Genomic DNA, 22,788 nt, shown 5'->3' on the forward strand with positions numbered 1-22,788 from the left:
CTCCCCCTTGTGGGGAGGGGTTAGGGGTGGGGGTCTGCGAAACGTTCAATCGAACTACTCAAACGCACTCCAGGACCGGCCCCGACAGACCGGTTTCCCAGCCGAGGATCGCGCGTTTACGGGTGAGGCCCCAGTGGTAGCCGCCGATCTTGCCGCCTTTGGCGAGCACCCTGTGGCATGGCACCACGAAGGAGATCGGGTTGCGCCCGACCGCGGAACCGACGGCGCGGGAGGCTTTCGGGTTTCCGATCGAGGCTGCCACATCGGCATAGGTTGCCGCCTGCCCCATCGGGATCTTGAGGAGCGTCTGCCAGACCCGGATTTCGAAATCCGTACCGATCATGACCACGTTGAGCGGCTGATCCTCCTGCCACTGCCCCGGATCGAAGACGCGCGCGGCATAGGTGCTTGTTGCATCCTGGTCGTGGACATAGCGAGCCGCCGGCCATCGGCCGCACATGTCGTTCAGCGCGCTTTCCTCGTCGCCCGGGTCCGCGAAGCCGAGACCGGCCAGGCCCTTGTCCGTGACCATGATCAGCACCTGCCCGAAGGGCGAGGGATGAAATCCGTAGGCAATCTGAAGGCCGGCGCCCCGCGCCCGATAGTCGCCCGGTGTCATGGCTTCGTGTGTGATGAAAAGATCATGCAGACGCGACGAACCGGAAAGCCCGACCTCATAGGAAGCGTCGAGCACACTCGCGGAGTCCCGCAGAAGCGCCTTCGCGTGATCCAGTGTGATCGCCTGCAGGAACTGCTTGGGCGTCAGTCCCGCCCAGCGCGAAAACACGCGTTGCAGCTGGATCGGCTGCAATCCGGCTTCCTTCGCCAGCATCTCCAGTGTTGGTTGCTCGCGCCAGTCCAGCGTGATCCGTTTCAGGGTCTGCCTGACGACTGCATAATTGTCTGCCGCCTCTTTGCCGACGGAGATCGGCTCCGGTCCCGGGGCAAGGCTGGACAGGTCGATTGCCTTGGTCATCTTGAACTCGCCATCTGATCAACTCTGAAGCCAATGTAAGCGCCGTTTCACCCGCATGCGACCCGTTTTGCGAGGCGGCTGTTTGTTAAGTCGGAAGAACAGCCGGACCCTTGCGGGTGTTGAGCAGGATATTGGTCTCCGAGGCGGCAATGCCCTCGATCAGGCGGATCCGGTTGAGCGCATCGTCAAAGGCGGCAAGATCCCGTGTGGCGATATCCAGCACAAGGTCCCACTTGCCGTTGGTGGAATGAATGGCCCGCACTTCCGTCATTGCGCTCAAGGCGCGGATGACCGGATCCGTGTTGTGGCCATCGACAACAAGCAACGTAACCGCCCGGATTGGCAGGTCTCGCCAGTCGTCGCGCAAAACAGCCGTAAATCCGAGGATCTCTCCGCTGGCCTGCAACTTCTCCATGCGTGCACGCACCGTCGCGCGGGACACCTTCAGGTCGCTTGCCAGATCGGACACCGCCCGGCGTCCATCGTGGCGTAGCAGGGTGATTAATCGCAGATCGAGATCGTCCATGTGATCATTCTGATAAGTGAAGCCTATCAAAATGATAAAATTGATTGCTCATTTGTTCAAGTGACCGGATTTACTCCGCCACCGGATGTCCGCACATTTCAAGGCGAAGGTTCGGTTGGAGGCTGATTTGAACGAATTCACGAAAGAAATTGCCCTGGTTGGCGCGCCCGTTGACGACGGTGCGGGTCAGAAGGGCTGCCTGATGGGTCCCGATGCCTTTCGCACGGCGGGTCTTGTTGAGCAGCTCGAGGCGCTGGGCCACACGGTGTCCGATCACGGCAACCTGCGTCCGGCCGATGTCGGCAGCCTGTCGTCCCCCAACCCGGTCTTGAAGAACTTCAGATCCTACGCCGGCTGGACACGTGCGCTTCATGCAAAGGCCACCGGTCTGGGACAACAGCAGCTGTTCCCGATTTATCTCGGCGGTGATCACGCCATGGCAGCGGGGACAGTTTCCGGGCAGGCCAGGGCCGCCGCGGAGCGCGGCCGTCCTCTCTTCGTGCTCTGGCTCGATGCCCATTCCGATTTTCACACGTTTGACAGCACCGGCAGCGGCAATCTGCATGGAACGCCGCTTGCCTTTGCCTGCGGTCTTCCGGGCTTTGACGACCTGCTCGGCGAGCCGCTGCTCCACACCGTCGATCCGAACAATGTCGAAATTCTCGGCGTCAGGTCCATCGACGCGGCCGAGCGTGACATGCTGCTCAGCCACGGTGTCGGTGTCAGCGACATGCGCCGGGTTGACGAGGAAGGCATTGCCAGCCTGATGCGGCCGTTCCTCGACCGCGTGCGGGCGCAAAACGGACTGCTTCACGTCAGCCTTGACGTTGATTTCCTCGACCCGGAAATCGCACCTGCGGTTGGAACGACGGTTCCAGGCGGCGCGACCTTCCGCGAAGCGCATCTGGTCATGGAACTGCTGCACGACAGCGGCCTGGTGACCTCGCTCGATCTTGTCGAACTCAACCCGTTCCTGGACGAACGCGGAAAAACCGCGCGCCTCATGGTCGATCTGACCGGCTCCCTTTTCGGACGCCGCGTTTTCGACCGTCCGACACGCAGCTTCTAGAGGGCTTTTCAATGATACGTCACAACCACAATCCGAAGCCGTCCGAGCTCGCCTTTGTTCCCTTCGTGAGCGTCGACGACATGATGCGCAACATCCGCACCATTGGCGTCGAAAAGGCGATCAAGGGCATAGCCGACTATATCGAGCAGGACTTCCTGCGCTGGGAGAGCTTCGACAAGAAGCCCCGCATTCCGGCCCATGCCCCGCAAGGCGTGATCGAACTGATGCCCACCAGCGATGGTGAGACCTTCGGCTTCAAATATGTCAACGGCCATCCGCAGAACGTGCGCGAAGGCCTGCAGACGGTGACCGGGTTCGGTGTCCTGTCCGAGCTTTCGACCGGGTATCCGGTGCTTTTCACCGAAATGACCATCCTGACGGCACTGCGCACGGCGGCCACCTCCGCCCTGGCCGCGAAGTACCTTGCGCCGCAGGGCTCAACGACAATGGCGATCATCGGCAACGGAGCCCAGTCGGATTTTCAGTGCCTTGCTTTCAAGGAAATGCTCGGGATAACGGATATCCGTGCCTACGACATCGACGTGAAGGCAAGTCTTCGCCTGGAGCGGAACCTTGCCTATTCCGGGCTCAACGTCACCATCTGCAAGACGCCTGAAGACGCCATCGAGGGCGCGCAGATCATTACGACGGTCACGGCCGACAAGAAATACGCAACGATCCTGACCGACAACATGGTCGGCTCAGGCGTGCATATCAACGCGATCGGCGGTGACTGCCCCGGCAAGACCGAACTGCACAAGGACATTCTTCTGCGGTCCGATATCTTCGTGGAGCTGCCTGAGCAGACCCGGATCGAGGGAGAGCTTCAGCAGCTTCCCGGGGACCACCCGGTCACCGAACTCTGGCAGGTCTATGCCGGCAAGGCGGCGGGCCGGACTTCTCAGGACCAGATCACCCTGTTCGACAGCGTCGGGTTTGCCATCGAGGATTTTGCGGCCCTGCGTTACATCCGCGATCTTCTTCCGACCACGGGCCATTTCGAGAAGCTCGATCTTCTCGCGGATCCGGACGACCCGCGCGACCTTTACGGCATGGTGCTGCGATCGGCAGCTGTCGGCGACAATCAGGCGGCATAAGTCAGAAAAAGACCGCCATCTCCAGACTGGCCACCGCGGAAGCGGTGGCTTTTTTGTCTGGCAGGCCTTTCAGGCTCCGCTGAGCGCCGCTTCGATTTCCGCGACAACCGCATCGGCGGCGGCACCCGGGTCTTCTGCCTTCGAGATCGGCCGCCCGACGACGAGATAGTCGCTTCCCGCGCGAATCGCGTCTTCCGGCGTCATCACCCGGCGCTGATCGTCGGCGGTGCTGCCCTTCGGGCGAATGCCGGGCGTCACGATCACCAGTTCATCTTCAAGGATTGCGCGCAATTTCTGCGCTTCCGTTGCCGCGCATACGATCCCGCCCATGCCTGCGTCTCGCGCGTCCCTGGCGCGCGCGGCCACAACGTCGGCAACGGGACCGCGATACCCGGCGGCGACCAGATCGTCTTCGTCCATCGACGTCAGGACGGTAACGCCGAGCAGACAAAGGGCCGGATTGCCTTCTTCCGCGAGACCCTTGACCGCGGCGCGCATCGTCTTCGGATAGCCGTGCAGGGTGACGAAGGTCATGCCCATCCGGGCAACGTTGCGGATCGCGCTGGTGATCGTGTTGTCGATATCGTGGAGTTTCACGTCGAGAAAGATCTTCTTGCCGTCAGCGGCAAGCTCGCGCGCAAATTCCAGTCCGCCGGCAAACTGCAATTCCATGCCGATCTTGTAGACCCCGACCTTTCCCTCGGTCCGGCGGACCAGTGCTTCGGCGTCCTGAATGGTCGGGACGTCGACCGGAAGCATCAGGCGGTCAAGCGCGGTCTTGGGGGCGAACGGGCTGGTCGGCATGGAGCGGGCTCCTTTCAGGGCGGCGGGAAGACGCCTGTCCTTAACACTCCGGTTGCCGTGTGACCAGCCTACGACTTTCCCGATTTCTCGAATTCGGCAAAAGCGTCCTTGAAGTCCGCATGCCAGCGGGAGAGCGGCGGTCTGTTTTCGATAATGTCACCAATGGCCCATTCGGCCCGGCGTTTGTCGCGTGTCGTATCGACGTCGTTGTCCGGACACAGGATATAGAAGTCACCGGCCGACATGCGTTCGAGAAAAAAGTCGACGGTCTGTTCGCTGGTCCAGGCCGATGCCGGTTTTTCCGTGAAGAATCCCGACGTCATGCCGGTATAGGTAAAGCCGGGAACAAAGAGATGGACCGAAATCGGCGCACCTGCTTCGCGCAGTTCGTGGGCAAGTTGCTCGCTGAGCACCTTTACGGCGGCCTTGGTTGCGTTGTAGCCGGGGTTTCCGGGCGGGGTCGTGATGCCCTGCTTGGAACCGGTGTTGATAATGACCGCCGGACGGCCGGCCTCGATCATGCGCGGCGTAAACGCCTGGACACCTCTGAGGACACCAAAGAAATTGACGTCCATCATCCGTTCCCACGCGTCATAAGCCTCCCAGGTCTTGGAGGACATGCCGATCCCGGCATTGTTCATCAGAACGGCGACCGGCCCGGCGCCAAAAGCCGTATTGGCGAGTTTTTCCACCTGCGCCATGTCGGAGACATCCGTCGCGACGCCAAGAACCGGTTGGCCTGCACCCGCAATCTTGCTGATTTCCTGCGTTGCCGCGTCCAGCTTCTCTCCCGGCAGATCGGCCAGAACAACCCCGAGACCGGCCTCGGCGAACCGCTGCGCCGCGACAAGCCCGACCCCGCTCGCGGCCCCGGTCACCACCGCAAGGCCACCTTCCGACACGGATTCCTTGAACATGATACTGCCTCCTGAATCACTCTTCCGGCCGATGATGGCACAGGAATGCAAAAGAGTCGGCACACATTCAAAAGGGCATACCGGCGCGTCTTCGACCGGTTTGCACGATGTGGTTTCTTTAGTCGGCTCTCCCTGCTACAACACCGCCGGTTCCTAACCACAGCAAGGACAGCAGCTTATGCGCACAGCGAGTGTATCGCGCGACACCAAGGAGACCCGTATTTCCGTCGAAATCAATCTCGACGGCACGGGAGCCTATGACGTTCAGACCGGTGTCGGTTTTTTTGATCACATGCTGGAACAACTGTCGCGCCATTCGCTCATCGACATGAAGGTGCGCGCCGAGGGCGACACCCATATCGACTTTCACCACACCGTTGAAGACACGGGGATTGCGCTTGGTCAGGCGATCTCGGCCGCGCTGGGCGACATGGCCGGGATAACTCGGTATGCCGACACCCATCTGGCGATGGACGAAGCGCTGACACGCTGCGCGCTCGACGTGTCCGGCCGTCCGTTTCTGGTCTGGGACGTGACCTTCGACCGGGACAAGGTGGGCGACTTCGACACGGAACTCTTCGAGGAGTTTTTCCGGGCCTTTGCCATGAATGCCGGGATCACCCTTCATGTCGCCAATCTTTACGGCTCCAATTGCCACCATATCGCGGAAACCTGTTTCAAGGCGGTTGCGCGTACTTTGCGCAAGGCTGCCGAGATCGATCCGCGCCAGGCGGATCGCATTCCGACCACAAAAGGCCAATTGGGCGGCTGAAGGACGACCGGCATATGAGTACTTATGTTGTCATGGCCCCGCCGGAGTTTCAGGACCTGGCGGGAGACCCGCGTGAGAGCGACCGGCTGCTGTTTGTTCCGGACCGTTTTTCCGTTCTGGCTTTCGTTTTTTCGTTCATCTGGATGCTCGTGCATCGGATGTGGATGGTTTTGCTGGGGTATCTGGCGCTCACCTTGATCATCGAGTTGCTGGCGCTGTCGCTCGGAAGCCAGGCGACCGGCATCGTTGCGCTGACGATTTCGCTCTTGTTCGGTTTCGAGGCACAGGCTTTGCGCCGCTGGTCGCTGGAGCGCAAGGGCTGGCGCGTCGTCGGCATTGTCGACGGCGCCAGCCCCGCCGAGGCCGAGTTGCGGTTTCTGAACAAGGAAGCCGTCCGCATGACACCGGCACCTGTCCAGCCCGAACCGCCGGCGCGTCCTGTCCGGGCACCGATCGTGCCACGGGTCGGCAGCGAACGGGTGGTCGGCCTGACCCTCGGTCCGGAGGCACGGCAATGACGGTCGCCATCATCGATTACGGTTCGGGCAACCTGCGCTCGGCGGAAAAGGCGTTCGAACGGGCGGCGCGGGCGCATGCGCACACGCCAGATGTCATTGTGACGGCCGATCCCGACCGCGTCCGCAAGGCGGACCGGATCGTGTTGCCGGGCGTCGGTGCCTTTGCCGATTGCAAACGGGGTCTTTGGGCCGTTGACGGGATGCCGGAAGCGCTCCGGGAGGCGGTGCGCGACCGGGGCCAACCCTTTTTCGGCATCTGCGTCGGCATGCAGCTGATGGCTGAACGCGGCCTGGAGTTTGAAACCGTCGAGGGTCTCGGCTGGATTGAGGGCGACGTTTCGGAAATGAAGCCGTCGGACCCAACGCTGAAAATCCCGCATATGGGCTGGAACACGATCGACGTCCGTCCTGATGGTCACGCGGTGTTCAAGGGCCTGGAAACAGGGCCGAAGGGACTGCACGCCTATTTCGTGCACTCCTATCACTTCGCCTGCGCCGGGGACGGTGATCGTCTGGCGTCATTCGATTATGCAGGCACCTTCACGGCTATGGTCGCCAGGGACAACATGATCGGCACCCAGTTCCACCCGGAGAAAAGCCAGCGGCTGGGTCTTGGCCTGATCGCCAATTTTCTCGACTGGACACCGTAGCGCGCGGGAGGCTCACATGAAAAAGGGCTATTGGATCGTTCATGTCGATGTGACGGATGCGGAGAATTATCCGAAATATCTTGCGGCGGACGCAATCGCCTTTGAAAAATTCGATGCACATTTCCTCGTGCGCGGCGGGGACATGACCGGCCCTGAGGGACCTGTGCGCAAGCGCCATGTCGTGATCGAATTCGAGAGCTACCAGAAGGCGCTGGACTGCTACAATTCGCCGGAATATCAGGCGGCGGCCAGGTTGAGACAGAAATTTTCCGACAGTGACATCGTCATTGTCGAGGGAACGTAGGAAAAACGGGAGAAGACGCGTGAGCAAGGGATACTGGATAGCACGGGTGGATGTCCGCGACCCGGACAACTACCCGCAATATGTGGAAACGGCGAAACCCGCCTTTGAGAGGTTCGGGGCGAATTTCCTGGCGCGCGGCGGCAAGGCCGACGCCATCGAAGGCCCGGGCCGGGCGCGTAACGTCGTCATCGAGTTTCCGAGCTTTCAACATGCGGTCGATTGCTATAACTCCCCTGAATATCAGGAAGCGGTGAAAATCCGCCAGAAAGTTGCCGATGGCGAAATCGTCATCGTGGAAGGAATTTGACGAGAATGATCCTTTTTCCCGCCATCGATCTGAAGGATGGCCAGTGCGTGCGCCTGAAGCTCGGCGATATGGACCAGGCAACCGTCTTCAACGACAACCCGGGCGCCCAGGCGAAAGCCTTTGAAGTGCAGGGTTTCGAATGGCTGCATGTGGTTGACCTCAACGGCGCTTTTGCCGGCGAAAGCGTCAATGGCGCTGCCGTGGACGCCATTCTGGCGTCGACGCGGAACCCGGTTCAGCTGGGCGGCGGGATCAGGACGCTCGATCATATCGAAACCTGGCTTTCAAAGGGCATCGCGCGGGTCATTCTTGGGACCGTTGCGGTGCGCGACCCGGATCTCGTGAAGGCGGCGTGCCGCAAGTTTCCGGGTAAGGTCGCCGTCGGCATCGATGCGAAGGGCGGTCATGTCGCCGTCGAAGGCTGGGCGGAAACCTCCGAGCTGACCGCGGTCGATCTGGCAAGGCAGTTCGAGGATGCCGGTGTGTCGGCGATCATCTATACCGACATCGACCGCGATGGCGTCCTGAAAGGGCTCAACATCCCCTCGACACTGGAACTGGCAAGATCCGTTTCCATTCCGGTGATCGCTTCAGGTGGCCTCGCGTCAATCGATGACATCCATCGTCTGCTGGAACCGGACTGCGCCATTCTGGAAGGTGCCATTTCCGGCCGCGCGCTTTACGACGGACGGCTGGACCCGAAAGAGGCGATGGACCTGATCCTGAATGCGCGGAGGAAAGCCTCGTGACCCTCAAGGCCCGCGTCATTCCCTGTCTCGACGTGAAAGACGGCCGCGTCGTCAAGGGCGTCAATTTCGTCGATCTCGTTGATGCCGGTGATCCCGTTGAGGCTGCCAAGGCCTATGACGCGGCCGGTGCTGACGAGCTTTGTTTTCTCGATATCACGGCCAGTCATGAAGGCCGGGACACGATCTACGATGTTGTCCGGCGAACGGCTGAGGCCTGTTTCATGCCGGTCACCGTTGGCGGCGGTGTCCGGACGGTCGAAGATATCCGCAAGTTGCTGATTGCCGGGGCCGACAAGGTTTCGATCAACACGGCCGCCGTCAAGAACCCGGACTTCGTTCGCGAGGCGGCGGAGAAATTCGGCGCACAATGCATTGTCGTTTCCATTGATGCCAAGCAGGTGAATGCGCCGGGCGAGCCCGAGAAATTCGAGATATTCACCCATGGCGGCCGCAATCCGACCGGCATTGACGCGGTCGAATTTGCCAGGAAGGTCGTCGAACTCGGCGCTGGCGAGCTTCTGGTCACCTCCATGGACCGGGACGGCACCAAGGCGGGGTACAATATCGCCCTTACGCGCGCGATTGCTGATGCCGTGCCGGTGCCGGTGATCGCGTCAGGCGGTGTCGGCACGCTCGATCACATGGTCGAGGGCATACGCGACGGACACGCGACGGCGGTGCTTGCGGCATCGATTTTCCATTTCGGCGAATACACCATCCAGGAAACCAAGCAATACATGGACGGCGCCGGTGTTCCGATGCGCCTGGACCCATAAGATTCAAAACGAGCTCTAGCCAAATGACCAAGTTCACACTGGACGATCTGGATGCCATAGTCGCAGCGCGCGCAAAGAGCGATGATGAAAAGTCCTATACGCGCAAACTGGTGAACAAGGGCGTTGCAAAATGCGCCCAGAAACTTGGAGAAGAGGCGGTCGAGGCGGCGATTGCAGCGGTGCAGCAGGATCGGGAAGAACTGACTGCGGAAGCCGCCGATGTGCTTTATCATTTGTTGGTGGTTCTGAATGTATCCAGTGTTTCGTTGAGCGACGTCATGGCGGAACTGGCGAAGCGCACGGGACAGACGGGACTTGAAGAAAAGGCCTCCCGGCCTCAGGACTAGGCGCCGGCCGCAAGGCGGACGCAGCGGAAACTGCGAGACGATGGATCAGAAAGTCGCAACCGCACTGGACATGGATTTGTCCCCCTACCGGGTGTTCAGCGAGCGCCAGTGGTCCCGGTTGCGCGCAGATCACCCGATGACGCTCGACGAACATGAGGTCGAACAGCTTCAGGGCCTCAATGCTCCGGTGTCGATGGAGCAGGTCGAAACCATCTATCTGCCGCTGTCCCGGCTGCTGGCCTTTTATGCGGAAGCCAAAATCGGCATTCACCAGGCAACACAGAATTTCCTGGGCCATCGGGATGGCAAGACGCCGTTCATTGTCGGTGTTGCAGGCTCGGTTTCGGTCGGCAAGTCAACGACGTCCCGCGTGCTGCGCGAACTCCTGGCGCGCTGGCCCGCCAGTCCCAAGGTCGATCTGATCACGACGGACGGATTTCTTTATCCCAACGCGATCCTCGAGGCCGAAGGCCTGATGAGCAAGAAGGGTTTCCCGGAAAGCTTCGACCGTCCCCGCCTTCTGAAATTCCTGTCCGACATCAAGGCGGGGCAACGGCATGTCCGGGCACCGGTCTATTCGCATTTCTACTACGACGTCATGCCGGGTCACACGGTCACGGTCGACAAACCGGACATCCTGATCGTCGAGGGACTGAACGTTCTGCAGACCCGGGAACTGCCCAAGGACGGACGCGCCGTTCCGTTCGTTTCGGATTTCTTTGACTTCTCGGTCTATATCGACGCGGATGAGGACCTGCTTCGCAAGTGGTACGTCGACCGTTTCATGCGTCTGAGAGAAACCGCTTTCCGCGATCCGGGCTCATACTTTCACAAGTATTCGCGTATCAACGACGAGGAGGCCGTCGAGACGGCGACCCGGATCTGGAACGACATCAACCTGATCAATCTGCGGGAAAACATCCTGCCGACACGCCCGCGTGCCGACCTGATCCTGACCAAGAATGCCAGCCACCGGATTTCAAAGGTCGCCTTGCGCAAGGTCTGAAATCAGGAATTTCCGCCAGGCTGCAGTGCCTGTGACAGAAGACATGAAAATGCCCTCTCCCAGGTGGAAGAGGGCATTGTTTCTTTGAGCGGTACCTTTAAGCGACGGAACGCTTGCGGACCTCTTCCAGGAAGGTGGCAACCTGGTTGCGCAACTGCCCGGCATTGCCCTGCAGTTCCTGCGCCGACAGGTCGACCTTCTCTGCCGTGTCCCGCGTGTTTTCGGCAGCGGTTGCAACGCTTTCGATGTTTGTCGTCACGTCGACGGTGCTTCTGGAAGCCTCCGTTGCATTTGTCGCGATTTCCTGCGTGGCAACACCCTGCTCATCGACCGATGCGGCGATCGAGGACGCGATTTCGTTCATGTTGTTGATGATCTCCGTCACCGAGGAAATCGCGCTTGCCGCATGACCGGTTTCTTCCTGGATGGCCGAGATCTGGCTCGAGATCTCTTCCGTTGCCTTGGATGTCTGGTTCGCCAGTTCCTTGACCTCGGCGGCAACGACGGCAAAGCCCTTGCCGGCCTCACCCGCACGGGCGGCCTCGATCGTTGCGTTCAGTGCCAGAAGGTTGGTCTGCTCGGCGATGGCCTGAATGAGCGTGACCACCTCGCCGATCCGGCTCGCCGATTCCGACAGGCCATTCATCCGTTGGTTGGTGGATTCAGCTTCGCCGGCTGCCCGGGCCGCGATCTCGCTGGAAGACTGCACCTGGCGGCGGATTTCGTTGACGGAAGCGGACAGTTCTTCCGCGGCTGCCGCGACCGTCTCGACATTGTGCGAGGCTTGTGACGACGCGTTGGAAACAAGGCCGCTCTGTTCGGTTGTCTGCGCCGCGACGCCGGTCATTGTCGAGGAAGCGGACTGCAGGTTCTGGACCGAACCGTCGATGACGTTCAGCATGTCCATGATCTGGCGGTCGAATTCGCCGCTGAGATGCTGGATTTCAGTTCCCTTGCGGGCCGCATCTTCCTGCGCTTCGTTCTGTTGAACTTCCAGCGAGCGCCGTTCCGTTTCGTTGTGCACGAACACTTCCATCGCGGAGGCCATCTTGCCGATTTCGTCGCCGCGGTCAGTGCCCTCGATCCGGATATCGGTGTTGCCGTCAGCGAGCGTCGCCATATTGGCGGTCAGGGACCGAAGCGGACCGACAAGGCTGCGGATCGCGAACAGGGCAATCGCACCGGCGATGACAGCGCCAATGGCCGCGAGGACGATGATCAGGACGGCCTGGTTCCAGTATGCAGCTTCAAGGTCATCGATATAGACCCCGGTGCCGAGCATCCATCCCCAGTCTGCGAAACCAACGGCATAGCCCCACTTTTCAATCGGTATATCGCTGCCCGCGCGCGGCCAGAGATATTGAAGGCTACCGCCGCCCGCCTGTGCGAGCTTTACCAATTCCGGAATGATCCGAACCCCGTTTGCATCCTTCAGATCGGAGAGGTCTTTACCGATAATCTTCGTGTTCACGTGAGAAAGCGTGACGGACTTGTTGTCGAAAACGAAGATGTAGTTGGTGCCGTCCTCGAAACGCATCGCCGCGATCGCTTCCAGCGCGCGCTTCTGCGCTTCCTCCGTTGTCAGTGTCCCGTCTTCTGCCATTTTGTGGTAACCCGCCGCGATCGTTCTCGCGGTATGGGAGATGTCTTCGATCTTGACGAGGCGCTCCTGCATCATCGCGTCTTTCAGCGAAACGAGCGAAAATGCCGCCAGCGCGACGGTGAAGATGGCGATTACGAAAACCGGAGTGCAGATTTTCCAGGCCAGAGGCCAACGTGTAAATGACATGCCGTGCTACCCAAAGTTAAACTTTGAAATAGCTTAGTCGGCAAGTGTTAAGGAATGCTGCAATGCACCTGTACTTTGGTGCAAAAAATTCGGGCAAATACTTAGGCGATTTTGACAGTATATTCTTCTTATAAGGGAAGAATAAAAACCCTCACCTTCCGGTAGAAGGGCGAATTTTTCAATTCTGCCGCTGACCTTATCTGCGCGCGCAGAACACGTCTCTCAGGCCGGGGCGCGACCAGGTCGCGTTCTGCAGCTGGCCCTTCAAGGTGTGGCCCTGCCCTTCGTAGTGAAAGGTGTTCGGACTGCCGAGCCGCTGCAATGTTACCGCGCCGTATCCCATTTCCGCGACAGTGGCGGACTGGCCATCCGGCGAGAACACGACATTCAGGTCGATACCGGCTGTGCAGAGGTAATCCGCGACATTGGTGCGGGCTGCCTGCTGCTGAAAATCGCCCTGGTTGCCGCCGCCGATACTCCCGGGCGGAACCGGACCGCCGCCATTGTTGGCAAACGGGTCGTTCTGAAAGCCGCCCTGGTCTCCGAAGCCGCCATTATTGCCAAAGCCGCCGGCGCCGTTGTTGCCGAAACCGGCCTGACCGCCGATGACAACCTCGCGGTAGGGCGCCTGAGTGACATAGATGCCCCGGCACTCGCCGGTGGCGCCGCGTACGGTCCAGGCGTGGGAGACATAGGTCTGCTGTTCAAGAACCTGCCCCGGTTCGAGGCGGGCATACGGACGTTCACCGCCGCGATAGTCGACCCAGTTGACTTCAATCGTGTCGCGGCCGGAATTGCGGAACACGATCTGCCCCGGACGCACCGCTTCGACAGACCGCACGCGGCCCAGTTCGTTGCAGGACAGGTCTGCCCCCGCGTCTTGCCCGCCGTCAGCGACGATCTGCTGCGGCAGCGCGCAGGTTGCCACGAACAGCCGGACCGGATTGGCGCTGCCTTTCAGGGAAACCTGATAGGCGGGCAGCCCTTCAATCGAGATCGACAATTCCGATTGCTTGATCATTGCTTCCCAAAGCGGATCGGTCATTTCGATATTGACCTCGGGCAGGGACACGCCCTGGGAATTCGCGTTGGACGAGCCGAAGGCATTGAAGCTGCCCAGATAGTCTCCGGCAGAAATGCGGATCGCCTGGGGCATGCCTTCCTGCAATCCGGCCGGGGCCTGCTGGAAGGTGATCTTCGCAAATCCGGCTTGTGTCGTGCAGTCGGCCCTGAAATCCCGATCATCCGTCTGCGGCACGGCGTGCTGGATGACCGACGGGGAGCCTGGTTGACCGCCGGGATCGGCAACCCATTGCCGTGCTTCGTTCGGCGTCACGACAACCGCTTGTGCATTCGAACCGCCGGATATGCTGTCGCGGATCGTTGTTTCAAAGTCGCCCGGCGCGGTCGAGGCCACCGTGTCGCCGTTCGGATCGGAGCTGGAGATCGGCGTTTCGACCTGTTCGAGCGGCGGAAGACCGCCATTGTCCGACGGCGGCGATACCTCGACGATGGACGTTTCGGTGCCTTGTCCTGCCTGTTCGACGGAAGGTGTTTGTGTCTGGCCTGAACTTGTTGCCGCCGGCGCATTGGCAACGGGCCCGGCAGCAACCCCGGAAGAGGTGCCAACGACCCGGGCGGTTGCCCCCGGTTTGCCATCGCTGCTCACGTCGACGACGAGCGTGCTGCCGCTGCAAAGATTGGCATCGCGATGCAACACCCGGCTGTTTTCCAGCGTGACTTCCAGTTTCACGTCACAGCCGGGCAAGGTGTTGTCGCTGCCCATCGTATCGATCACCACACCCTTGTCGTCGCGGCTGATGATGGGCCGGTATTTCTTGTCCACCGTGATGGAACGGATTCCGGGGTCGGCGGGTTCAACGTTGATCCGCACGGTCTCCGGTACGGACTGGGCAAATGCACCGGCACTGTAGGTCAGGAGACAAAAACTGCAGGCCGCAAGCAGGCGGGTTTTGATCAAAGGTCTGTTTGAACTGCAGGCAGCAAGACGCCGCATGGACGATCTCCGTCGGAGCGCAAGAAATTTCTATCGTGAATACTTAGGCAAAGTGGCGCTGAAAGGGCAACCCTGCAATCGGTTTCAACACAGACCTTTGTCAGCGCGGCGCTCTCTTGGCGAGGATACGCTGCAAGGTTCTGCGATGCATGTTGAGGCGGCGCGCAGTCTCCGACACGTTGCGGTCGCACAATTCGTAGACACGCTGGATGTGCTCCCAGCGGACGCGGTCGGCCGACATGGGGTTTTCGGGTGGCTGCGCCTTGTCTTCCGGCTTGCGGGCCAGTGCCGCGACGATATCGTCCGGATCGGCGGGCTTGGCGAGATAGTCGATGGCGCCGAGTTTGACTGCCGTAACGGCCGTTGCGATGTTGCCGTAACCTGTCAGGATAATCGCGCGCGCATCGGGGCGCTTCTGACGGATTTTCTCGATCACGTCCAGGCCGTTGCCGTCCTCGAGACGCATGTCGACGATCGCATAGGCGGGCGCGATGCGAAGGATCTTGGCGGCAGCATCCTGAACGCCGTCGGCGGTTTCGGTCGCAAATCCGCGCTTTTCCATTGCACGCGCCAGCCGCTGCTGAAACGGCTTGTCGTCGTCGACGATCAGGAGACTCATGTCCCCTGATCCGTTGAATGAAGTCATCTGGTCCGTCATGGCTCGTTACCGTCTATTCTTACGTCTTCTTGCGCAGAATGGATGATCGTTCCGAAAGAAACCTGCCCAATAATCTGCTTTTGTTGTCGTTATGGGGCTAAAAGGGCGTTTCGTCCACTCCAACGGGTCGTTCGAAGACTGTGCGCGGCCAGCTGACGCGGATATGAGCACCGCTCTCGGGCGGGGCTCTGTTCTCCAGTTGCAGCTTGGCACCCGTGCGTTCCAGAAGGGTTTTTGCGATAAAGATCCCAAGTCCGAGGCCGCCGCCCTTGCCTGTTTGCTGGGACCTGTTGCCGCGGACAGATACGTAAGGGTCTCCGATCTTGCCGAGGATATCCATGGAAAATCCCGGCCCATCGTCGCGGATGGAAATCGACAGTGTGTTTTCATCCCACTGCGCGGAGACATCGACACGCGACCTTGCGAAATCAACGGCGTTTTCGACAAGGTTTCCAAGACCATAGCGGATCGCGGCATTGCGCGTTCCAACCGGCTCGGCACCCTCGCCGCCATTGGTGGAGTGAATCGCAACCCCGGTGCCGCGATGGGGATCGACGACGTCTTCAAGAAGTTGCGCGACCGGCATGCGTTGATAGGTCTGGTCTTCCTCGCTGGAAAGACTGGTCAGCTTCTTCAGGATCTCGCGGCACCTTTCGGCCTGCGAGCGGATCAGGGCGACATCCTCGCCGCGATGATCCTGCGCTTCAAATTCGTCGGTCAGCTCCTTGGCGACGAGATAAATGGTCGCAAGCGGTGTTCCGAGCTCATGGGCAGCCGCGGTCGCCAGTCCGTCAAGGGCATTGAGGTGCTGTTCACGTGCCAGAACGAGTTCGGTTGCCGTGAGAGCGTTAGCGAGCTGCCGCGCTTCTTCCGCCACCCTGAACGCGTAGACCGCCATGAAGCCGAGTGTCAGCACCAGCGCGATCCAGATCCCGACAGAATAGATAACGGGCAGCTTGAAGACTTCCGTGTCGGGCCAGGGCAGCGGATAGTGAAAAACCGCCAGAAAGCTGGCACAGGCAGTCGCAAGGACCCCGAGCATGAAGGTGTAGCGCGCGGAAAGCCCGGCGGCGGACACCATGACCGGTGCCATGAGCAGGAACGCAAACGGATTGCCCAACCCTCCTGTCAGGAACAGGAGGCCACTCATCTGCACGATGTCATAGGCAAGCTGCAGGGCGGCCGCGCGTTCCGACAGGCGCATGGCGGACGGCCAGCGGATCTTCAGGAAAATGTTGAGCCAGGCGGACAGCGCCACCATGGCGAAGGCCGGTCCGGCGGGGAGCTCGTACCCAAGACCCACGTGCACGACCAGAAGGGCGGCGGTCTGGCCACCGACCGCGAGCCAGCGCAGGCGCACCAGCGTGTCGAGCTTCAGACGCCTTTGCGTCAATGTGATGTTGGACGCGCTTTCATCCGTCATAATCCCCTTTTGAATCGGAATCCGGGTCCTGACAAGGCCATTGCACTTGTGCCCGCCCTTTTGAGATGTTAGCCAGCCGCTGAAAAGGTTGTTCGGACGACGCGGGCCGGCGGCCATATTGAGGGATACCGGTATTCTTCATCACAGATCAGCACCGCGAAACGGAATGAAACAACATGACCGATACGAATGACGGCGGCGCACAGCCGCAGACGGAAGGCGCTGCTGCTGCACCCGGCATGCATATCCTGGGTCAGTACATCAAGGACTTGTCTTTCGAGAACCCGAATGCGCCGCGCGCCCTGACCCAGGGCGATCAGCCCAAGCTTGATATCAATGTCAACGTGGGTGCCCAGCAGATGGGAGATGACCAGTTTGAGGTCGTTTTGACGCTGACGGCCAAGGCCGAACGCCCGGACATGGTCATGTTCAATGTCGAACTGGTCTATGCGGGCCTTTTCAAGCTGACCGGCGTTCCGTCCGAACACATGCACCCGTTCGTCATGATCGAGTGCCCGCGCATGATCTTCCCGTTTGCGCGCAACATTCTGGCCGAAGCAACCCGGAATGGCGGCTTCCCGCCGCTGATGCTTGATCCGATCGACTTCGCCCAGCTTTATCGCCAGAACATGTCACAGCAGGCTGCCGGACAGGGTGAAGGCGCGGCAAAGCCGAACTGACCTTCCCGATCCCTTTCAATTCGGAACCCGCGTGGTGTTTGGCTCCACGCGGGTTTTTTGATGCCGGTTCGCAAGTTTCGCGCGTTCAGCCGACCTCGAATTCCGGGTCGACCGGCACCTGCAGCGACGTGACCAGCGTGTTGGTCATCGCGGCCAGTCCGATAATCTGCAGCAACTCGCCGTGCTCTTCATCGCTCATGCCCTTGGCCCGGGCCGCAGCCGTGTGCGAGTGGACGCAGTAGCTGCAACCGTTTGCGGCGGAAACGGCGATATAGATCATTTCGCGGGTCTTCGGGTCGAGAGCGCCGGGGACCGCCATCACCGATTTGACCTGAGCCCAGGTCCTTTGCAGGCCCGGTGGGTCCTGTGCCAGTGCGCGCCAGACATTGTTTATGAAATCGGACCCGCGGGTTTCGCGGATGTCGTCAAAAACAGCTTTGACTGCGGGGATCGCTTCAGCTTCCGCATCCGTCATCAGTTTTACAGTCGCCATTGCTTCCTTCTCCGAATTGTCGTGCCGATTGCCTGACCGCCGAACTCAGGCTTCTTCCAGAAGCGCTGCCCAGCTTTTCGGGTCAGACCCGTTGAGCGGGTTTTTCGCGGAGCGTTTGTAGCGAATGGTTTCCATCCGGAAGCTCCTTGCATCGAACATGATCATGCGCCCGACCAGTCCCTCGCCCGTCCCGGTGATCTCCTTGATCACTTCCATGGCCTGCATGGTTCCGACAATGCCCGTCAGTGCACCCAGGACGCCAGCTTCCGCACAGGTCGGCAGCAGACCGGCACGCGGCTTGCGCGGAAACAGGCACCTGTAGGTCGGATTGGGTTCACCGCTCGCGTTCTCTTCAAACGGTCTCAGCGTGGTGATCGATCCGTCGAACTGGCCGACTGCCGCCGTTACCAGAGGTTTCTGAGCAAAAAAACAGGCATCGGACACCAGGTAGCGCGTGTCGAAATTGTCCGAACCGTCGACCACGAAATCATAGTTCGAGATGAGGGCAAGTGCATTGTGGCCGGCGAGCCGCGTGGGATGGGGTTCAACGCTAACATTCGGGTTGAGGCGGGCGATCGCTTCCGCGGCGCTTGCCACCTTGGGCTCGCCAAGCCGGTCCGTGTCGTGAATGACCTGGCGCTGAAGATTGGAGAGCGACACCGTGTCATCATCGACGATCCCGAGCGTGCCGACACCGGCAGCTGCCAGATACTGCAGCACCGGAGCTCCGAGCCCGCCCGCCCCGATCACGAGGACACGGGCCTTCTTGAGCTTCTGCTGCCCGGCACCGCCGATCTCCTGCATCACGATGTGGCGGGCATAGCGTTCAAGTTCTGCGGGCGAAAGCATTCTCAGGTCCTGCGAAGTCGGGTTTGAAACGAAATCTGTGCGCGCTTACTTCAGGATCCGGCTGACCAGGCGCGCGGTGTAATCGACCATCGGTATGACCCGGGCATAATTCAGCCGTGTTGGACCGATCACGCCGAGAACACCGACGATTCGCTGATTGCTGTCCCTGTAGGGAGACACCACGAGCGACGATCCGGAAAGGGAGAACAGGTTGTTTTCCGAGCCGATGAAGATGCGCACGCCGTCGCCTGATTCTGCGAGGCCCAGAAGCTGGATCAGATCTTTCTTGTTCTCAAGATCATCAAAGAGAAGACGGATACGCTCAAGGTCTTCAACAGCGTCAAGGTCGGTGAGGAGATTTGAGCGCCCGCGCACGATCAGCGTGGCCGGGTCGCTGGCGGTCTCGCCGCCCCAGACAGCAAGGCCGGCATTGATGACCTTCTGGCTGAGCTGGTCGAGTTCGGCCTGATCGGCATCGCGCACCTTTTCCAGTTCACCCTTGATGTCGGAAAGTGTGCGGCCCTGAATCTGGGCATTCAGATAGTTCGTCGCCTCCACGAGCGCGGATGCGGGCAGATTGGACGGAAGGTCAATGACCCGGTTTTCGACCGACCCGTCCTCGCTCACGAGAATGGCCAGCGCTTTCAACGGCTCGATCCGGACGAACTCGATATGCTTCAGGCGCATGTCGTTCTTGTGCGTCATGACCACGCCGGCGCCCATGGACAGGCCGGAAAGCATCTGGCTGGCTTCTGTGAGAACCTGCTCCGCCGAATTTGCTTCGTTTGAAGCGCGTACCTGAACCTCGATCTGCTGCCGCTCGTCTTCCGTCAGATCGCCGACTTCCAGCAGGGCGTCGACAAAAAAGCGCAGGCCGATCTCTGTCGGCAGACGTCCGGCGCTTGTATGCGGTGAATGCAGCAGGCCCAGGTGTTCCAGGTCCGACATGACATTGCGCACCGACGCCGGCGACAGCGACATGGACAGATTGCGCGACACATTGCGTGAGCCGACCGGCTCTCCGGTTTCCAGATAGGTTTCCACGATCGAGCGGAAAATCTCGCGGGATCTCTTGTCGAGGTCGCTGAGGCTCAAGGTGTCTTCTCCAAATGCACACTGCCGATACTGGACGATTTTCGTCTTACACCCAAGATATAGGCGCAAAATGGGGCTGACGTGAAGCTGGCCCTTTACCTCGGGCGAATTTGAGGTCTACAAGGCGCAGGAGATCAGCAGGAAACAGTCGTTTCCGGGCAAAAGCAATCCGCTGGCGAAGGTCGAAAGGAAATTTCATGCGTCCGTCAAAACGCGCAGTCGATGAACTCCGGGCGGTCACTCTGGAACGCAGTGTTTCAAAACATGCTGAGGGCTCGTGCCTCGTCAAGTTCGGCGACACCCACGTGCTCTGCACGGCAAGCCTCGAAGAACGCATTCCGCCCTGGCTGCGGGGCCAGAATCGCGGTTGGGTGACGGCCGAATACGGGATGCTGCCCAGGGCGACCGGAGACCGCATGCGCCGTGAGGCAAGTGCGGGGAAACAGTCCGGCAGAACCCAGGAGATCCAACGCCTGATCGGACGCTCGTTGCGAGCGGTCGTCGACCTTGAAGCGCTCGGCGAGGTCCAGATCTCGGTGGACTGCGATGTCATTCAGGCAGACGGGGGCACCCGCACCGCATCGATCACGGGTGCCTGGGTCGCGCTTCGCGACTGCATCGAGTGGATGCGCGCGCGCGACATGGTGTCCGGCGACGTGCTGAAGGACCATATCGCTGCCATTTCCTGCGGGATCTATGAGGGCGTGCCCGTCCTTGATCTGGATTACGCGGAAGACAGCACGGCCGAGACGGATGCGAATTTCGTGATGACCGGGTCCGGCGGGATCGTCGAGATCCAGGGAACCGCCGAGGGAGCGCCGTTTTCCGAGGACGAGTTCACACAGCTGCTCGGTCTCGCAAAAGCGGGCATCGGCCGCCTTGTGGACCTTCAGAAGATGGCAATTCTATAGGGAGCCAGGCGGATGGGCCATCGCAAACTCGAACCCGGAAAACTTGTCGTTGCAAGTCACAACAAGGGAAAGATAAGAGAAATCAACGAACTGCTTGCGCCGTACGGGTTTGATGTCGTCTCCGCCGGGGAGCTGAACCTGCCGGAGCCCGAGGAAACAGGAACAACATTCGAGGCAAATGCCGCCTTGAAGGCGGTCGCGGCCGCGGAAGGCTCCGGCCTGCCGTCGCTGGCCGATGACAGCGGGTTTTGCGTGGCAGCGCTCGGGGGCGATCCGGGCATTTATTCCGCCCGTTGGGCCGGTCCCGACAAGGACTTTGCAATGGCCATGCGGACCATCGAGGAAAAGCTTCAAACCGGCTTTTCGTCCGGCGCGGAACAAAATCGCCGGGGGTCTTTTGTCGCCGTGCTCTGCCTGGCATGGCCGGACGGGCACCAGGAGTATTTCCGGGGCGAAGTCGAAGGCGATGTCGTCTGGCCGCCGCGCGGAACGGAAGGCTTTGGCTACGATCCGATGTTTCAGCCGGACGGGCATGACCGCACTTTTGGTGAAATGTCCCCGGAGGAAAAACACGGCCTTTCGGACGATCGGGAACCGTTGTCGCACCGTGCCCGCGCCTTCACGCTGTTTGCCGAAGGCTGCCTGAAAGGATAGCCGACGTGACAGCGCAAGGGGCAAATGACGGGGGTTTCGGGATCTATGTTCACTGGCCGTTCTGCGCGGCCAAATGCCCGTATTGCGATTTCAATTCGCATGTGCGCCACCAGCCCGTCGACCAGTCCCGCTTTGCCGGCGCGTTCAGGCAGGAGCTTTCCTATTTCGCCGAACTCACCAGGGGAAAAAGGGTCGAGTCGATCTTTCTGGGCGGCGGAACACCGTCGCTGATGGAACCGGCCACGGTTGAAGCCATCCTGACCGCAATTGCAGACCGGTGGACGCTGGACGACAATGTTGAGATCACGCTGGAAGCAAACCCGTCATCCGTTGAGGCCAGCCGGTTCCGGGGCTATCGTTCGGCGGGGGTCAATCGTGTCTCGCTTGGCGTCCAGTCCCTGCATGACAGTGATCTGAAACTGCTCGGCCGGCTGCATGATGCCGCCTCCGCGCGCAAGGCCATAGAGACGGCCCGCGCGACATTCCCGCGGCTCTCCTTCGATCTCATCTACGCCCGCCCTGGCCAGACGCTGGCCGATTGGGCCGACGAACTGAACGAAGCGATTGCGCTCGCTGCCGACCACCTGTCGCTCTATCAACTCACGATCGAGCACGGCACGCCGTTTTATGCCCTTCATCAGGCGGGAAAACTCAAGATGCCGGATCCTGATCTTGCAGCAGAGTTTTTTGAGCTGACACAGGAAGTGACGACGGCGGCCGGTCTGCCCGCCTACGAGGTCTCCAACCACGCCCGTCCCGGTGCGGAATGCCGCCACAACCTCGTCTATTGGCGCTATGGCGACTATGTCGGCGTCGGGCCGGGCGCGCATGGGCGGTTGAGCGTCGGAGCAACGCGCCTTGCCACGTCGACCGAACGGCACCCGGAATCCTGGCTGGAAAGCGTCGAGACCGCAGGCCACGGATTGATCGAGAATGCCGGTCTCAACGAAGAGGAGCAGGGCGATGAATACCTGCTCATGGGATTGCGTCTCAAGGAAGGGATTGATCTGGGCCGCTACGAGACGTTCTCTCACCGGTCCGTTGATCCGCGCAGACTGAAAGCGCTCCTGGAGCATGGAATGGTCGAAGAAATCGGGGAAAACCGGGTTCGTGCGACCCGCGAAGGCTTTTTTGTGCTCGATGCGGTTGTCGCGGACCTGGCGGCCTGACACCGGTGCGCTCGGGCAGTCTTTAATTCTACCAAATTGATTTAAATAAGGTATCTCGCTTTTGCGGTGCGAATATGTTCGGCGCCGAAACGAGTTTCCTAATGCATTGATTGGCTTAGGTCCCGTTTAACATAGCAAATAGCAGTATTGCAGGCGGTTGCACGGCTGGCTATTCTGCTGCGATGCAATAGATGGTGCCAAAACAAACGGGCCGCGCAATAATGTATACAAA

At 60.3% G+C, this 22,788-nt stretch carries 26 protein-coding genes; 15 read left to right on the top strand and 11 right to left on the bottom strand.

Annotated features, from left to right (window positions below):
* Nucleotides 1–58: 58 nt before the first annotated feature.
* Both RBB49_RS25850 and RBB49_RS25855 read right to left on the bottom strand, forming a co-directional pair.
* On the bottom strand, nucleotides 59–976 hold the full coding sequence (locus RBB49_RS25850; RefSeq protein ID WP_306145832.1) for a methylated-DNA--[protein]-cysteine S-methyltransferase: 918 nt from the start codon (nucleotides 974–976) through the stop codon (nucleotides 59–61).
* Between the two features lie 85 nt (nucleotides 977–1,061).
* The gene (locus RBB49_RS25855; protein WP_306145833.1) at nucleotides 1,062–1,502 is read right to left on the bottom strand and encodes an Lrp/AsnC family transcriptional regulator; all 441 of its coding nucleotides are present in this window, start codon (nucleotides 1,500–1,502) and stop codon (nucleotides 1,062–1,064) included.
* Nucleotides 1,503–1,629: 127 nt separating this feature from the next.
* On the opposite strand from RBB49_RS25855, the gene rocF reads away from it, so the two are divergent.
* Nucleotides 1,630–2,571 carry an arginase gene (gene rocF, locus RBB49_RS25860; protein WP_306145834.1) on the top strand — a complete coding sequence of 314 codons (942 nt, stop codon included), beginning with the start codon at nucleotides 1,630–1,632 and terminating at the stop codon, nucleotides 2,569–2,571.
* An 11-nt stretch (nucleotides 2,572–2,582) separates the two neighbouring features.
* Entirely contained in the window at nucleotides 2,583–3,668 is a 1,086-nt protein-coding gene (locus RBB49_RS25865) for an ornithine cyclodeaminase (RefSeq protein ID WP_306145835.1), read from the top strand.
* A 69-nt stretch (nucleotides 3,669–3,737) separates the two neighbouring features.
* Here RBB49_RS25865 and pyrF read toward each other — a convergent pair whose 3' ends face one another.
* Together pyrF and RBB49_RS25875 are read right to left on the bottom strand one after the other, a co-directional pair.
* Complete coding sequence (pyrF, locus tag RBB49_RS25870; RefSeq protein WP_306145836.1) at nucleotides 3,738–4,472, bottom strand: orotidine-5'-phosphate decarboxylase; 735 nt, start codon at nucleotides 4,470–4,472, stop codon at nucleotides 3,738–3,740.
* Between the two features lie 68 nt (nucleotides 4,473–4,540).
* Nucleotides 4,541–5,389: an SDR family oxidoreductase gene (locus RBB49_RS25875; RefSeq protein ID WP_306145837.1), complete on the bottom strand. Its 849-nt coding sequence runs from the start codon at nucleotides 5,387–5,389 to the stop codon at nucleotides 4,541–4,543.
* 178 nt (nucleotides 5,390–5,567) lie between these two features.
* Here RBB49_RS25875 and hisB point away from each other — a divergent pair, with 178 nt between their 5' ends.
* The 9 genes from hisB to coaA are packed head-to-tail and all read left to right on the top strand — an operon-like array spanning nucleotide 5,568 to nucleotide 10,818.
* The gene (gene hisB, locus RBB49_RS25880; protein ID WP_306145838.1) at nucleotides 5,568–6,161 is read left to right on the top strand and encodes an imidazoleglycerol-phosphate dehydratase HisB; all 594 of its coding nucleotides are present in this window, start codon (nucleotides 5,568–5,570) and stop codon (nucleotides 6,159–6,161) included.
* A 14-nt stretch (nucleotides 6,162–6,175) separates the two neighbouring features.
* Nucleotides 6,176–6,679: a DUF2628 domain-containing protein gene (locus RBB49_RS25885; RefSeq protein ID WP_306145839.1), complete on the top strand. Its 504-nt coding sequence runs from the start codon at nucleotides 6,176–6,178 to the stop codon at nucleotides 6,677–6,679.
* Nucleotides 6,676–7,329 (top strand): imidazole glycerol phosphate synthase subunit HisH, encoded by a 654-nt coding sequence (hisH, locus tag RBB49_RS25890; RefSeq protein WP_306145840.1) that lies wholly within the window; start codon nucleotides 6,676–6,678, stop codon nucleotides 7,327–7,329. The genes RBB49_RS25885 and hisH overlap by 4 nt, the downstream gene beginning before the upstream one ends.
* A gap of 16 nt (nucleotides 7,330–7,345) precedes the next feature.
* Nucleotides 7,346–7,633 (top strand): DUF1330 domain-containing protein, encoded by a 288-nt coding sequence (locus RBB49_RS25895; RefSeq protein ID WP_306145841.1) that lies wholly within the window; start codon nucleotides 7,346–7,348, stop codon nucleotides 7,631–7,633.
* A 19-nt stretch (nucleotides 7,634–7,652) separates the two neighbouring features.
* Nucleotides 7,653–7,940, top strand: coding sequence for a DUF1330 domain-containing protein (locus RBB49_RS25900; protein ID WP_306145842.1), 288 nt, complete (start codon nucleotides 7,653–7,655; stop codon nucleotides 7,938–7,940).
* Nucleotides 7,941–7,945: 5 nt separating this feature from the next.
* Nucleotides 7,946–8,689, top strand: a complete 744-nt coding sequence (hisA, locus tag RBB49_RS25905) for a 1-(5-phosphoribosyl)-5-[(5-phosphoribosylamino)methylideneamino]imidazole-4-carboxamide isomerase (protein ID WP_306145844.1) — start codon at nucleotides 7,946–7,948, stop codon at nucleotides 8,687–8,689.
* Nucleotides 8,686–9,465 carry an imidazole glycerol phosphate synthase subunit HisF gene (gene hisF / locus RBB49_RS25910; RefSeq protein ID WP_306145845.1) on the top strand — a complete coding sequence of 260 codons (780 nt, stop codon included), beginning with the start codon at nucleotides 8,686–8,688 and terminating at the stop codon, nucleotides 9,463–9,465. Before hisA ends, hisF begins: the two co-directional genes overlap by 4 nt.
* Before the next feature lie 23 nt (nucleotides 9,466–9,488).
* Nucleotides 9,489–9,812 (top strand): phosphoribosyl-ATP diphosphatase, encoded by a 324-nt coding sequence (locus tag RBB49_RS25915; protein WP_306145846.1) that lies wholly within the window; start codon nucleotides 9,489–9,491, stop codon nucleotides 9,810–9,812.
* A gap of 40 nt (nucleotides 9,813–9,852) precedes the next feature.
* Nucleotides 9,853–10,818 carry a type I pantothenate kinase gene (gene coaA, locus RBB49_RS25920; protein ID WP_306145847.1) on the top strand — a complete coding sequence of 322 codons (966 nt, stop codon included), beginning with the start codon at nucleotides 9,853–9,855 and terminating at the stop codon, nucleotides 10,816–10,818.
* A gap of 97 nt (nucleotides 10,819–10,915) precedes the next feature.
* On the opposite strand, the gene RBB49_RS25925 is transcribed toward coaA, so the two are convergent.
* The 4 genes from RBB49_RS25925 to RBB49_RS25940 all read right to left on the bottom strand — a co-directional run bounded on the left by RBB49_RS25925 (nucleotide 10,916) and on the right by RBB49_RS25940 (nucleotide 16,705).
* Entirely contained in the window at nucleotides 10,916–12,607 is a 1,692-nt protein-coding gene (locus RBB49_RS25925) for a methyl-accepting chemotaxis protein (protein WP_306145848.1), read from the bottom strand.
* Between the two features lie 196 nt (nucleotides 12,608–12,803).
* Nucleotides 12,804–14,624, bottom strand: coding sequence for a hypothetical protein (locus RBB49_RS25930; protein WP_306145849.1), 1,821 nt, complete (start codon nucleotides 14,622–14,624; stop codon nucleotides 12,804–12,806).
* A 100-nt stretch (nucleotides 14,625–14,724) separates the two neighbouring features.
* Nucleotides 14,725–15,282 (bottom strand): ActR/PrrA/RegA family redox response regulator transcription factor, encoded by a 558-nt coding sequence (locus RBB49_RS25935; RefSeq protein WP_306145850.1) that lies wholly within the window; start codon nucleotides 15,280–15,282, stop codon nucleotides 14,725–14,727.
* Nucleotides 15,283–15,379: 97 nt separating this feature from the next.
* A complete protein-coding gene (locus RBB49_RS25940) occupies nucleotides 15,380–16,705 on the bottom strand; it encodes an ActS/PrrB/RegB family redox-sensitive histidine kinase (protein ID WP_306145851.1) in 1,326 nt (441 codons plus the stop codon).
* Between the two features lie 176 nt (nucleotides 16,706–16,881).
* Between RBB49_RS25940 and secB the strand changes: the two genes are divergently transcribed.
* The gene (gene secB / locus RBB49_RS25945) at nucleotides 16,882–17,385 is read left to right on the top strand and encodes a protein-export chaperone SecB (protein WP_306145852.1); all 504 of its coding nucleotides are present in this window, start codon (nucleotides 16,882–16,884) and stop codon (nucleotides 17,383–17,385) included.
* 85 nt (nucleotides 17,386–17,470) lie between these two features.
* Here secB and RBB49_RS25950 read toward each other — a convergent pair whose 3' ends face one another.
* Genes RBB49_RS25950 through hrcA form a run of 3 tightly spaced genes read right to left on the bottom strand, consistent with a single transcriptional unit; the run spans nucleotide 17,471 to nucleotide 19,861 of the window.
* Entirely contained in the window at nucleotides 17,471–17,878 is a 408-nt protein-coding gene (locus RBB49_RS25950) for a carboxymuconolactone decarboxylase family protein (protein ID WP_306145853.1), read from the bottom strand.
* Between the two features lie 45 nt (nucleotides 17,879–17,923).
* Nucleotides 17,924–18,727: a molybdopterin-synthase adenylyltransferase MoeB gene (locus RBB49_RS25955; protein ID WP_306145855.1), complete on the bottom strand. Its 804-nt coding sequence runs from the start codon at nucleotides 18,725–18,727 to the stop codon at nucleotides 17,924–17,926.
* Between the two features lie 45 nt (nucleotides 18,728–18,772).
* Nucleotides 18,773–19,861 (bottom strand): heat-inducible transcriptional repressor HrcA, encoded by a 1,089-nt coding sequence (gene hrcA / locus RBB49_RS25960; RefSeq protein WP_306145940.1) that lies wholly within the window; start codon nucleotides 19,859–19,861, stop codon nucleotides 18,773–18,775.
* 158 nt (nucleotides 19,862–20,019) lie between these two features.
* Here hrcA and rph point away from each other — a divergent pair, with 158 nt between their 5' ends.
* Genes rph through hemW form a run of 3 tightly spaced genes read left to right on the top strand, consistent with a single transcriptional unit; the run spans nucleotide 20,020 to nucleotide 22,556 of the window.
* Nucleotides 20,020–20,733 (top strand): ribonuclease PH, encoded by a 714-nt coding sequence (gene rph, locus RBB49_RS25965; RefSeq protein WP_306145856.1) that lies wholly within the window; start codon nucleotides 20,020–20,022, stop codon nucleotides 20,731–20,733.
* A gap of 12 nt (nucleotides 20,734–20,745) precedes the next feature.
* Complete coding sequence (rdgB, locus tag RBB49_RS25970) at nucleotides 20,746–21,387, top strand: RdgB/HAM1 family non-canonical purine NTP pyrophosphatase (RefSeq protein WP_306145857.1); 642 nt, start codon at nucleotides 20,746–20,748, stop codon at nucleotides 21,385–21,387.
* Between the two features lie 5 nt (nucleotides 21,388–21,392).
* Nucleotides 21,393–22,556, top strand: coding sequence for a radical SAM family heme chaperone HemW (gene hemW, locus RBB49_RS25975; protein WP_306145858.1), 1,164 nt, complete (start codon nucleotides 21,393–21,395; stop codon nucleotides 22,554–22,556).
* The last annotated feature ends 232 nt before the right edge of the window (nucleotides 22,557–22,788 follow it).

The organism is Roseibium sp. MMSF_3412 (assembly GCF_030733265.1).
Taxonomy (GTDB): Bacteria; Pseudomonadota; Alphaproteobacteria; order Rhizobiales; family Stappiaceae; genus Roseibium.